Below are 11,775 nucleotides of genomic sequence, written 5' to 3' on the forward strand. Positions count from 1 at the left end.
GACCATGATTGGTGATTCTTCGTGAGCACTGCGCAAGCTCTGCCTACCGTCGATGTCGTGCTGACAATCGAGGATCTTCTGCCCGACCCTGACCGTTCCGTGGTGGCCGTCGAACCAGCCGAGTCGCTTGCCGGGCACTGGGCCGGCGCCCCCAGCGCGGTGGCGAGCGACGGGTTCGTCTACCTCGCCTACCGGTTGCGCAGGCCAGTCGGCGAAGGGCGCGGCTACGCGGTCGCCGTCGCCCGCTCCGAGGACGGCGAGCGCTTCGAGACGCTGCTCACGATCCACCAGCGGGAGATGGACACCGAGTCGCTGGAGCGCCCCACCCTGGTGCGCACCCCGCAGGGCCGCTGGCGTCTCTACCTCAGCTGCGCCACCCACGGCACCAAGCACTGGCGCGTCGAGGTGCTCGAGGCCGACGACCCGGCGGGCTTCGACCCCGCACGCCGTCAGGTCGTGCTTCCCGGAGACCCGAAGACCGGCGTCAAGGACCCCGTGATCGTACGGCATGGCGACGTGTGGCACCTGTGGGCCTCCTGCCACCCGCTGGCCGAGCCGGAGGAGGCCGACCAGATGGTGAGCGACTACGCCACCAGCGCCGACGGGCTCGAGTGGACCTGGCAGGGCACGGCGCTTAGCGGCAGGCCCGGCAGCTGGGACGCCAGAGGGACCAGGATCGCCGCCGTCCGCTTCCTCGGCGACAGGGTGGTGGCGCTGTACGACGGCCGGGCCACCGCGGCGGAGAACTACGAGGAGAAGACGGGCGTCGCGATCGGAGACGATCCCGCCGAGCTGACCCCGGTCGGCACGGAGCCCGCCGCCGCGTCCCCGCACGCGGGCGGCGGCCTGCGCTACATGGACATCGTGGACCTGCCGGACGGCGGGCGACGTCTCTACTACGAGTACACCCGTGCGGACGGGGCTCACGAACTGCGCACCGAACTGCGCTGACACGAGGGCCTGCGGCGTGGCCGGCGCCCGTGACGAGGGCGCCGGCCCGCTCATGCCTTCGGCCGCCCGTTGCGGGCCTGGCGCTGGCCGTCGGGACGGGTGCCGACCAGGCCGCCGGAGCGCTCGCGGGGGAGCAGCCAGTCGCTGAAGTCCTCGCCGGTCACCTCCTGCAGCAGCGCCACGTCGTCGGCGAAATAGCCGATCAGCTGCTCGCGCTGCTCCCAGGTCAGGGGCTGCCTCGAGCGGGCGCGCTGCTGCAGCCGCCGCTCCAGCGGATCGGTCAGGGCGCCGCTCACCTGCGGAGGCAGGAAGCGGCCGATCGTCGCCCCGGCGCGCAGCACCCGTGACAGCAGCTGGTGGCCGCGCGTCGACTCGGGATGGGCGGTCACGTTCTCGCGCGGCACCTCGGCGACGACTCCTGGTTCGACGCCGAGGAAACGGCAGATCCGGTCAAGGGTGTCGACCGGCCGGTCGACCAGATCCCGGTAGCGGAAGATCAGCACCTGCTCGCGGGGGAAGAGGGTGAACAGGTGCTCCAGCTGCTCGCCGTAGCGGCCGAGCGCGCGGTAGTGCCAGAAAGGCGCCCAGCCCGCCGCGACGCGGCGTTCCTCCTCCTCGCAGGCCCGCACCACGTCGCCGATCGGCTCGAGCCCCGCCGACCACAGGTGCGTCCAGTTGGAGTGCGCCCGTTCGATCGGGTCACGCAGCGCGGCGATCAGCCTGGCCTCGGGGAGCGCGGCCCGGATGCGCCGCTGGGCGTCCAGGTCGTAGAGGTAGAACGGCGTGGACTCGCCCTTCAGCGTCCCCGGCGGAGCGCCGGAGAACAGCGCCTCGTACTCCTCACGCCTCCAGACGTGCTCGCGGTAGGTCTGGGCGTCGCCGGGGCCGCCCCTGGTCGGGGGTGGCCCGTCGCTGAGGAAGAACTTCGGCTCCTTCACCGGTGAGAGGAAGAGCCCCGGGTGGCGGGACAGCGCGGCGTGCAGCGCCGTCGTCCCGGCCTTCGGGGCGCCGATCGTGAGGAAGTCTGGCAGGGGCATCTCTATTACCCTTAATCCCTACTGCTTTTATGGTAAATATAACCTCTTCCCAGGCAAAGACAAGCGCTGTGCGCCGGGTGAGCGCAGCGCTTGGAGGGATCTTCGATCAAGAGGGTTCTGGCCACCGTCACGGGTGTGCTGGGCGTGGTGGACGGCGACGCCGTCTCCTTCCACGCGTTCGGGGTCGGCGCCTTTCCCTGGTCGCGGAGCGCCGAGCCGGTCGTGAACCCTCAGGATACCCGCTCCCGCCGGTGGGGTGCGGGCGCGGGCCCGAGTCGTCCCCCGTGCCGCGGCCGACCAAAGTACCGTCTCTCGCGACTTCGGTATCGTTCGCCGCTCACGGCGAGGCCGCCCTCCCCGCGCGACCGTAGGCTCCGGGGAGGATGAACAGAACTGCGACCGTGCCCGCGCCCCGGCGACCCCTCCGTGACAGGCTCGTGGACACCGGCCTGTTCCTGCTCGCCTCCGCCTTCGGGCTCCTGCTGTCCGCCATGCGTCTGGACTCGGCCGCCCTGCCGGAACCGAGATGGCTGTTCGACCTCGACCAGGTCACCGGCGCGCTGGGCTGCGCCGCGCTGTGGCTGCGCCGCCGCAGGCCGGTCGAGCTGGCCCTGGCGCTGGTCGCCGCGTCGGCGTTCTCCGAGCTCGTCGCCGGCGCGATGCTGGTGGCGCTGTTCACGGTCGCGGTGCACCGGTCTCCGCGGACCACGACGGCCGTCTTCGCGCTGAGCCTGCCGTCCGCGCTCGTCTACGTCGTGTTGCGCCCCGAGCCGGACGTCCCCCCTCTGCCGCTGCTGGCGTTCGGCGTCGTGATCCAGGGCGCCGCGGTCGGCTGGGGCCTGTTCGTCCACCACAGGCGCAGGCTCACGCTGTCGCTGCGCGAGCGCGCGGTCCGTGTCGAGACCGAGGCCCGCCTGCGCGCGGAGCAGGCTCAGCACCGCGCCCGCGAAGTGATCGCGAGGGAGATCCACGACGTGCTCGGCCACCGCCTCTCGTTGCTGAGCGTGCACGCGGGCGCGCTGGAGTACCACCCCGACGCCCCGCCGGAGGACGTCGCCCGCGCGGCCAGGGTGATCAGGGAGAGCGCCCACCAGGCGTTGCAGGACCTGCGCGAGGTCATCGGCGTGCTCCGCGCGCCGGTCGGCGAGTTGCCCCAGCCCACCCTCGCCGACCTCGGCCAGCTCGCCGCCGAGTCGGAGACGGCCGGGACGCGGATCGACCTGCGTGAGGAGGTCGACGGCCCGGTCCCGGAGGGGACGGGCCGCACCGCCTACCGGATCGTGCAGGAAGGCCTGACCAACGCCCGCAAGCACGCCCCGGGCGCCGAGGTGCGCGTGAGCGTGGCGGGGGCGTGTGGCCGGGGGCTGACCGTCGAGGTGCGCAACGCCGCCCCCGCCGCCGTGCCCTCGGCGGGCGCGGGCTCGGGCCAGGGCCTGGTGGGCCTGGCCGAACGCGTCGCCCTGGCGGGGGGAAGCCTGGAGCACGGACCGGCCGCAGGAGGTGGCTGGCGGCTCTCCGCCTGGCTACCCTGGCCGCCATGACCGCATCGGACTCCTGGACGATCGGCGTGCTCGTCGCCGACGACGACCCGCTGGTGCGCGCCGGCCTGGCGATGATGCTGCGCGGAGCCCCCGACGTCCGCGTGGTCGCGGAGGCGGGCGACGGCGCCCAGGCGTTGCTCATGGCCGATCGGCACACCCCCGACGTGGTCCTGATGGACATCCGGATGCCCGTGATGGACGGCCTGGCCGCGACCGAGGCCCTGCGCGCACGCGGGCGCCCGCCCGAGGTCATCGTCCTGACCACCTTCGACGCCGACGAGCACGTCCTGCGCGCCCTCCGCGCGGGAGCGGCCGGCTTCCTCCTCAAGGACACCCCGCCCGACGAGATCGTGGCCGCGGTACGCCAGGTGGTCCAGGGCCACCCGGTGCTGTCCCCGGCGGTGACCAGACGCCTCATCTCCCGGGTCGCGGACGCGGGCCAGGACCGGCGCCGCCTGTGGGCCAGGGAACGCCTGGCGCTGCTGAACGACCGCGAACGCGAGGTCGCCGCCGCCCTCGGCGAGGGCAGGTCCAACGCCGAGGTCGGGGCACTGCTCCATCTCAGCGTCCCCACGGTCAAGACCCATGTCTCCAGCGTCCTGACCAAGCTCGACCTGAACAACCGCGTCCAGATCGCGCTGCTGGTCCACGACGCCGGACTGCTGGACGAGCGGCGGTGACGGGCCGTGAGACCCGCCGCCCCCGGCGCGGGCGCGCCGGAGCTGGGCTGGCGGCGTGTCCCGTCCCGGCAGAGACGTGATCTACTTTGTACAGGGCGGCGGCCGGTACGGCCTGCCCGTACCGTGAAGAGACAACCGATCTGCGAAAGAGAGACGAAGTGGCGCGCGAAGCCGTCTGGGCGGTCATCACCGAGATGTACGACGCCTACCGGCGCGGCGACCGGGCGGGGATCGACCGGTTGCTACACCCGGACGCGACGATCTGGGACTCGGCGGACCCGGTGCTGATCACCAGCAGGGAGCAGCTCGAGAAGGTCCGTGACGCCCGGCCGGCGGACGGTCCCGAGGAGACCGGCGTACACGCCTACGACGAGGTCGTCGACGTCTGGCAGGACGCCGCGCTCGCCCGCTACCTGCTTCGCGTCGACTTCGCCGAAGGGGAGCCCGAGATCGTGCGGACCACCACCGTGCTCCGGCTGGTCGACGGCGAATGGCTCATCGTGCACGTCCATGAGAACACGCTCTGAACTGCGGATTTCCTGAACGGCAGGCCCTCGGCCCGGGCTGACGCGGTGGGCGGGTACGTTCACGGGGCCGTCGCCTTCGTCGCCGAGCCGCCCGCGGCCTTCCCGCGCCTCGGGTTCGTCGCGGCAGGCGACCTCGCCGAGCCACTCGCAGGCCATGGCGCGTCTGACCTCAGAGGGCCTTCAGGAACCTCGCGGCGATCGGCGCGGCCACCGCGCCGCCGCTGCCTCCGTTCTGGACGAACACCGCGAAGGCCAGGGAGCCCCGGTAGCCGATGAACCAGGCGTGGGGCCGTCCGCCGACCACCTCGGCCGTGCCGGTCTTGCCCATGGTGTCCGGTGGCAGCCCCGCCCTGGCGGCGGTGCCCTGGGTGACCACGGCGCTCATCATCGTCCGCAGCCCCTCGGCCACGCCGTCGTCCAGCGGCACGGGAGGCGGCGAGTCGGCGGAGGGCTCGGCGGTCATGACGGCCGGTTTCCAGACGCCCCCGGCGACCGCGGCCGCGACCTCGGCCATGCACAGCGGACTCGCCTGCACGGAGTTCTGCCCGATGGAGTCCGAGCCGAGCTCGTTCAGATCGTTGTGCGGCTTGATCCGGCAGTAGCTCAGACCGGGCTTCTCCCTGAACCCGAACCGGTCGGCGGCCTCGGCGCGCAGCCCGCCCTCGCGCAGCCGTTCGTAGGTCTGCTGGACGAAGGTGGTGTTGCAGGACAGCGCGAAAGCCGTGACGAGGGGCACGGCGCCGTGGTCGGTGCGGTCGTCGTCGGTGAAGGTCCTGGCGTTCGGGATGGTGTAGGAGGCGGGGCACGGGACCGGTGACTGCGCGGTCAGGCCGCTGCGGAGCAGCGCGGCGGCGGTGACCACCTTGAACGTCGAGCCGGGCGGATAGAGGCCGATGAACGCCTGTTTGCCTCCCAGGGTGTCCGCGACCGCGCGCACCTGGCGGGTGCGGACGTCCACCACCACGACCGCCGCCGGCTGTGACAGGCCGTCGAGGGCGCGGGCGGCCGCCGCCTGCACGGGCTGGGAGATCGTGGTCCTGGTTCCGGCCGTCCGCCGGGACGGGGAGGCGAGCAGCACGCGCCCCGAGGGCACCTCCTGCACCGCCAGTTCGACCGTCGTGCCGTCGAGCCCGCCGAAGTATTCGTCCGCCCTGCTGTCGCGGGGGAACGGCAGGCCCTCGAGGGTGAGGGTGGCGGGCCGTCTGACCCGGCTCTCCCTGAGCCGCAGGCTGACACCGTCCCTGAGCGAGGGGTGCAGCGTCTGCGGAGTCCAGAGCACCTTCCACCTGCCGCCTCGCAGCGCCAGGCGCAGGGCCGAGGAGAAGCTCCACCTGCCCAGTCCTGCCACCTCCCGCGTCCCCTGGAAGGGCACCTGGGCCTCCAGGGCGTTCTGGCGGCGCAGCGGGCCCGGGACGAGGGACGGCGACGAGGTCCGCAGCTCGGTGTCGAAGCGCCGGTGCCGTTCGGCGAAGTCGGCGGGGGGAGCGGAGACCAGGCCGGCCATGGAGGTCAGGTCGCCGATCTGCCACGCGGCGAAATAGCGCGCCGCGACCGCCTCGGGGCCGTCCTGCGCGGTGGGTGAGGGCGAGGCCTGCGCAGGGGGCTGTGAGGGGACGGGGGACAGCAGGAGGGTCGGCGCGGCGGACGCCGTCGGCGCGACCTGGGCGAGAGCGGTCGTGGACTCGGGCTCGGGGTCCGAGGAGCGTCCGGCTGTCTCTCCGGAGACGTCCCGCCGTGGCGGGGAGGTCGTTGTTTCTCCGGTGACGGACAGCACGCCGTACACGCCGAAGGCGGTGACCGCCAGCGCCAGGGCGATCAACATGAGGAGCCGTCGACTGCGCATGCCGTTCACTCCTCGAGGTCCGACTGGGGCACCGGAGAGAAGATCGTAGAGCCGGTCACAGAGACGAGTCAGGCTTTTCACCCAACACCCGCGTGATTGTGCACTAAAAGCAATGAAAACGCACAATCCAAGTGCGCGAGAATAACGCCGCTCGAACGAAAGCGCTACCGGAGGTAATCGATTCGGCGTGACGTTCTCCGGGGAATCCCGTCGGCTGCCCGAAAAGCGGCCTGCCCTGAGGATGTTTTCACGGTGAATCCGGGGACTCGCGCCGGTCTTCTTCGCGGGAAGGCCGAAAGCCCGCCCGCCACGTCGCCGCGCGGACCGCCGATTTCGACGCGGCGGCGCCGGACGGCCCCGGCCACCGGTCATCCGGCGTTCGCGGCCACCGGCGGTGAAAGGGGCGGTTCGGCTCCGAACCGTGAACCCGTGCGGTCGCGACGTCGGCGGAAAAACGGCGGATCACCATGAAAGTCTGGCGTTGCGGGAATGTCCCAGAGGATGCCGAGGGCTGGAGCCGGTCCGCGGACTCCTGTGACCGCGTCGAGCCGTAAAGCAACGGTGAGCCGTTTTTCGAACCCGCCATGTGATGGGGGGTGCGCGCTGTCAGGCCAGGATGGGGCTTTGCCGCGTTCAGGGCTCCGCCGAGGTGTCGTGCAGGTCGAGGGTCCAGTTCTGGCCGATCAGGTCGTGGCCGAAGCTGTGGTGGGGCTCCTGGTCGGTGAGGGTGAAGCCGAAGCTCTCGTAGATCCTGCGGGCGGAGACCAGGACGTCGTTGGTCCACAACGTCACCTGCCGGTAGCCGGCCTGGCGGGCGAAGGCCAGGCATTCGCCGACGAGACGGGCGCCGAGGCCGAGGCCCCTGGAGGCCGGGGTGACGAGCAGGATGCGCAGCCTGGCCACCCCCGGTTCGTCGCCGGAGACCAGGAAGACGCAGCCTGCGCGCCGGCCGTCCACTTCGGCGATCCAGGCCGCTTCGGCGGCCGGGTCGTGCTTGGCGGCGTACTCGGCGACGATCTTGGCGACCAGGGCCTCGAAGTCGGTGTTCCAGCCGAACTGCTGGTCGTAGATCTCGCCGTGGGCCATCACCGTCCAGCCCAGATCTCCGGGACGGTCGGCGCGGCGCACGATGACGTGCGGCTGGTGATCCCGCTCCGGCATACGTAACCCCTCGTGATCGTTGACTTCGCACTGCTACTGACACGAGTGTGTCAGTAGCTTTAGGCTAGGGCCATGTCCAGGAGAACGCCAACCCCGTCCGCGCGGCAGGTCGAACTGCTGGAGGCCGCCTACCGGTACGTGCTCGCCCACGGTCTGGCCGATCTGTCGCTGCGCCCGCTGGCCGAGGCCGTCGGCTCCAGCACCCGGGTGCTGATGTTCCTGTTCGGCAGCAAGGACGGCCTGGTGCGGGCACTGCTGGCCCGCGCTCGCGACGATGAGCTGGCGATCCTGGACCGCCTCAGACAGGCCGACCAGCCCATCGGCCTGGTTCTGGCGAGCGGCCGCGTGTGGGCGTGGCTCGCCGCCGAGGAGCACCGCCCCCTGCTGCGGCTGTGGGCCGAGGCCTACGCCCGCTCCCTGGTCGAGCCCGACGGCGCCTGGGCCGGGTTCGCCCGCGCCACCGTCGACGACTGGCTCGACGTCCTCGCCGCCTGCCAGCCACGACCGGAGCGGGACGGTCAGGACGGCGCCGTTCGCCGCACCCTGGCGCTGGCGGTGCTCCGGGGAGCCCTGCTCGACCTCCTCGCGACGGACGATGAGCCCCGGGTCACCGCCGCCGTCCACCGGCACCTCGCCCTGCTGCGCGGCTGAGACGTCCCGGCCCGGACCGTCCGGCCGTGCCGGCCGCGAACCGCGGCCGGGTTCTCTCATGCGCCTCGCGGCGCCGGACGACGCCCGCGAGGCGCCGCGCGGCCTGCCCGGGTGCCGGTTGCCGGGCCGTGAGGCCGGCCGCCCATGCCGTGAGCCGTCACCACGCCGGAATTCCGGCGTCCGCGCGCGTCGTCGTGCTCTGGTGGCGTTCGAGGCGTGCTTTCGCCGTCAGAAGGCGTTCTCCGGCGACCAGTTCGCCACCGAGGGCGTGCGCAACACCGCCAGCGTGCCGTTCAGGTGCGCCGCCAGCGCCGAGGCCGCCCGTGCGGCGTCTCCGGAGCGGATGCCCTCGACGATCGCGGCGTGTTCGGCCAGCACCGTCCTGGCCCGGTCCTCGGCCGCGGCGACGGCCCGCAGGCCCATCCGGACCTGGCGGTCGCGCAACGTCTCGTAGAACTCGGCCAGGACCGGGTTGCCCGCCGCGCGCACGATCGCGCGGTGAAAGGCCCGGTCGCACTCGATGAAGGCCAGGTGGTCCTCCAGCAGCGTCTCCTGCCGGTCCACCAGCCTCTCCAGTTCGGGCGCGAGGCTGTCGGCCAGCGGGACCGCCCTGCGCACGCACCAGTCCTCCACCAGCTCGCGCGCCTGCATCACCGCCTCTATCTCGGCGTCGGATACCGGCGGCACGAACGCGCCCTTCTTGGGCATGATCTGCAGGAAGCCCTCGGTCTCCAGCCGCAGCAGAGCCTCCCGCACGGGCGTTCGCGACATCCCCGTCGCCTCGCACACCTCCGCCTCGGTCAGAAACGTGCCCTCGTGCCGGGGCAGCGACCCGATGTGGTGTTTCAACCAGCGATATGTGCTGTCCTGAGCGCTTTCGCGTCCAGCGTGCGACCTTCTCATGGACATAATGTATACAACACGTCTACCAGGAGCAACGTGCAGTCCGCGCCCTGGGGACGGGTCCGCTCGCCGGTCGGCCTCGGGGCGGACTCGGAGGGCGGGTTCGAGGTCGTGGCGTGCGGTCAGGTCGCCGTTGGGTCGGTCTCGGCCTATCGGCGTCAGGCTGCCTTGACGTCAAGGTAGCTTGACGGCATGCTCGGATCATGTCTACTCCGGACGAGCTCGAAGGCCGGTTCACGCTGCTGACCGCGGCCGCGCGCTATGACGCGCTACGCGTCCGTGACGCCCTGGCGTTACCGATCGACGAGGACGACTCGGCGCTCACCCCGCCCGACCCCGACGCGGAGCCCCTGACCCGGAGCGAGGCGCTGGAACTTCTCGCCCTGGGCGAGGTGATCGCGCGAAAGGCGGGCTACGGACGCCAGCTCTCCGTGCGTTCCGCCCGCAGGTCCGGTGCCTCGTGGTCGCAGATCGGCGCAGCCCTGGGAACCAGCAAGCAGGCGGCGTGGGAGGCCCACAACCGATGGATCGACGAACAGGCGGGGGAGCACCGGGGCGACGGCCACTGGGGCTGGGACGAGAAGGAGGCGGCGGCCGCGCGCGCACTCGCCGGTGATCCCGAGGGCGAGGACGCGGGATGAACGGACACGCCGAGACCGTCGTCCGCCCCTTCGTCCTCGACGTCCCGCAGGCCGAACTGGACGACCTGGCCCGCCGCCTGGCCGCGACCAGGTGGCCCGACGAGCCGGCCGGTGCGGGCTGGTCCCAGGGCGTGCCGATGACCTACCTCAAGGAACTGGCCGCGTACTGGCGCACCGTCTACGACTGGCGGGAACACGAGGCGCATCTCAACCGGTTCCCGCAGTTCACGACCACCATCGACAACGCCAACGTTCACTTCCTGCACATCCGTTCCGCCAGGACCGACGCGCTGCCACTGCTGATCACCCATGGCTGGCCCGGGTCCGTCGTGGAGTTCCTCGACGTCATCGGGCCCCTGACCGACCCCCGGGCCCACGGTGGGGACCCGGCCGACGCCTTCCACCTGGTGATCCCCTCGATCCCGGGATACGGGCTGTCGGGGCCGACCCGCGAGGGCGGCTGGGACGTGCACCGGGTCGCCAGGGCCTGGGCCGAGCTGATGCGGCGACTGGGGTACCGCCGCTACGGCGCGCAGGGCGGCGACTGGGGCCACGCGATCACCCGGGAGCTGGCCGTCCTCGACGGCGCCCATGTCGTCGGAGTGCACCTCAACACCCTGCTGACGCCGCCTCCCGGCGACCCCGCGGAGGCCGCCGCGCTCACCGTCGACGACAGGGCCCGTCTTGACCGGCTGGCCGCCGCGGAACCGGAGATGTCGGGCTACGCGAAGATCCAGGGGACCCGGCCCCAGACGCTGGCCTACGCGCTCACCGACTCCCCGGTCGGGCAGCTCGCCTGGATCGTCGAGAAGTTCAAGGAGTGGACGGACTGCGCAGACCTGCCCGAGGAGGCGGTCTCCCGCGACCGGCTCCTGACCAACGTGATGCTCTACTGGCTCACCGCGACCGCTGGATCGTCGGCTCGCCACTACTGGGAGGCGTTCCACCCCTCCCGGCCGCCGCGCACCGAGCCGCTGGCGACGCCCACCGCGGTGGCGGTCTTCGCCGCGGACCCGGCCCGCCCCGTCCGGCGGCTCGCCGGGCGCGACAACAACGTCGTCCACTGGTCGGAGTTCGACCGGGGCGGTCATTTCGCCGCGATGGAGGAACCTGACCTGTTCGCCGACGACGTCCGGACGTTCTTCCGCCGGTTTCGCTGACGCCCCCCGGGACAACCCCGGTCACGGCGGTCTCGCCCCTGCCGTGCCCGCGGAGGGGGAGTCGTCGCCGAACGCCAGCGCCGCATCGGCGATCCGCAGGCGGAACGGGCGGCGCTCCAGTGCCTCGGACAGCGCCGAGAGCACCTCGCCCAGCGGGCACGGCAGCTCGTCGTCGAGCGCGGCCGCCGCGGCGCTCGTCGCCGCCCATTCGGCCTGGATCGCGGGGAGCATCGACCGCGCCCTCGCGGTCAGGTGCACGATGTGCTGCCGGGCGTCCTCGCCCGGCTCGAGCAGGACGAGACCGCTCCTGCTCATCTGCGCCACCGTCTGGCTCGCCGCGGAGTGGGTGACCGACGTCGCGCGCGCCAGGTCACGGATGGAGCACGGGCCCAGCTCGACGAGCGCCCGCACGATCGGAGAGAACCGGGGCCGGTAGTCCTGCAGCCCGAGGTCGGCGCAGGCCCTGGCGACATCGCCGTCCATCAGCTCCAGGAGATGTCGCAGCTGAGTGCCCAAACCCTTGAAACCGCCCTGCGAAGACACGTCCACGGCGTGACTATAACGACCGTCGCTGCGTCCCTTGGCGTCCCTCGCCATGCCGGGCGCACGGCCCGGTGTGTCCGCCAGGGCGGTCCGCACCCGTCGCCCAGCGGACGGGCCATGAGAATCTACTTTGTAAA

At 72.1% G+C, this 11,775-nt stretch carries 12 protein-coding genes; 7 read left to right on the plus strand and 5 right to left on the minus strand.

The annotated features are described in order from the left end of the window. Positions 1–57 precede the first annotated feature (57 nt). Complete coding sequence (locus PKF00_RS12040) at positions 58–951, plus strand: glycoside hydrolase family protein (RefSeq protein WP_271217538.1); 894 nt, start codon at positions 58–60, stop codon at positions 949–951. A gap of 50 nt (positions 952–1,001) precedes the next feature. On the opposite strand, the gene PKF00_RS12045 is transcribed toward PKF00_RS12040, so the two are convergent. Further along, positions 1,002–1,988, minus strand: coding sequence for a sulfotransferase family protein (locus PKF00_RS12045; protein ID WP_271217539.1), 987 nt, complete (start codon positions 1,986–1,988; stop codon positions 1,002–1,004). A 383-nt stretch (positions 1,989–2,371) separates the two neighbouring features. On the opposite strand from PKF00_RS12045, the gene PKF00_RS12050 reads away from it, so the two are divergent. The 3 genes from PKF00_RS12050 to PKF00_RS12060 all read left to right on the plus strand — a co-directional run bounded on the left by PKF00_RS12050 (position 2,372) and on the right by PKF00_RS12060 (position 4,736). Beyond that, positions 2,372–3,529: a sensor histidine kinase gene (locus PKF00_RS12050; RefSeq protein ID WP_271217540.1), complete on the plus strand. Its 1,158-nt coding sequence runs from the start codon at positions 2,372–2,374 to the stop codon at positions 3,527–3,529. Further along, on the plus strand, positions 3,526–4,209 hold the full coding sequence (locus tag PKF00_RS12055; protein WP_271217541.1) for a response regulator transcription factor: 684 nt from the start codon (positions 3,526–3,528) through the stop codon (positions 4,207–4,209). The genes PKF00_RS12050 and PKF00_RS12055 overlap by 4 nt, the downstream gene beginning before the upstream one ends. 158 nt (positions 4,210–4,367) lie before the next feature. Continuing rightward, a complete protein-coding gene (locus tag PKF00_RS12060; RefSeq protein ID WP_271217542.1) occupies positions 4,368–4,736 on the plus strand; it encodes a nuclear transport factor 2 family protein in 369 nt (122 codons plus the stop codon). Between the two features lie 169 nt (positions 4,737–4,905). Here the strand turns inward: PKF00_RS12060 and PKF00_RS12065 are convergent, their stop codons facing one another. Beyond that, the gene (locus PKF00_RS12065; protein ID WP_271217543.1) at positions 4,906–6,579 is read right to left on the minus strand and encodes a penicillin-binding transpeptidase domain-containing protein; all 1,674 of its coding nucleotides are present in this window, start codon (positions 6,577–6,579) and stop codon (positions 4,906–4,908) included. 633 nt (positions 6,580–7,212) lie between these two features. After that, the gene (locus PKF00_RS12070; RefSeq protein WP_271217544.1) at positions 7,213–7,740 is read right to left on the minus strand and encodes a GNAT family N-acetyltransferase; all 528 of its coding nucleotides are present in this window, start codon (positions 7,738–7,740) and stop codon (positions 7,213–7,215) included. A 72-nt stretch (positions 7,741–7,812) separates the two neighbouring features. Here PKF00_RS12070 and PKF00_RS12075 point away from each other — a divergent pair, with 72 nt between their 5' ends. Next, positions 7,813–8,391: a TetR family transcriptional regulator gene (locus PKF00_RS12075; RefSeq protein WP_271217545.1), complete on the plus strand. Its 579-nt coding sequence runs from the start codon at positions 7,813–7,815 to the stop codon at positions 8,389–8,391. Between the two features lie 228 nt (positions 8,392–8,619). On the opposite strand, the gene PKF00_RS12080 is transcribed toward PKF00_RS12075, so the two are convergent. Then, positions 8,620–9,300 (minus strand): GntR family transcriptional regulator, encoded by a 681-nt coding sequence (locus PKF00_RS12080; RefSeq protein ID WP_309298391.1) that lies wholly within the window; start codon positions 9,298–9,300, stop codon positions 8,620–8,622. A 197-nt stretch (positions 9,301–9,497) separates the two neighbouring features. On the opposite strand from PKF00_RS12080, the gene PKF00_RS12085 reads away from it, so the two are divergent. Together PKF00_RS12085 and PKF00_RS12090 are read left to right on the plus strand one after the other, a co-directional pair. After that, the gene (locus PKF00_RS12085; RefSeq protein ID WP_271217547.1) at positions 9,498–9,935 is read left to right on the plus strand and encodes a hypothetical protein; all 438 of its coding nucleotides are present in this window, start codon (positions 9,498–9,500) and stop codon (positions 9,933–9,935) included. Further along, positions 9,932–11,095 carry an epoxide hydrolase family protein gene (locus tag PKF00_RS12090; protein WP_271217548.1) on the plus strand — a complete coding sequence of 388 codons (1,164 nt, stop codon included), beginning with the start codon at positions 9,932–9,934 and terminating at the stop codon, positions 11,093–11,095. Before PKF00_RS12085 ends, PKF00_RS12090 begins: the two co-directional genes overlap by 4 nt. 21 nt (positions 11,096–11,116) lie before the next feature. Here the strand turns inward: PKF00_RS12090 and PKF00_RS12095 are convergent, their stop codons facing one another. Next, positions 11,117–11,644 carry a MarR family winged helix-turn-helix transcriptional regulator gene (locus PKF00_RS12095; RefSeq protein WP_271217549.1) on the minus strand — a complete coding sequence of 176 codons (528 nt, stop codon included), beginning with the start codon at positions 11,642–11,644 and terminating at the stop codon, positions 11,117–11,119. Positions 11,645–11,775 lie beyond the last annotated feature (131 nt).

The organism is Streptosporangium carneum, assembly GCF_027922005.1.
GTDB classification, from domain to species: domain Bacteria; phylum Actinomycetota; class Actinomycetes; order Streptosporangiales; family Streptosporangiaceae; genus Streptosporangium; species Streptosporangium carneum.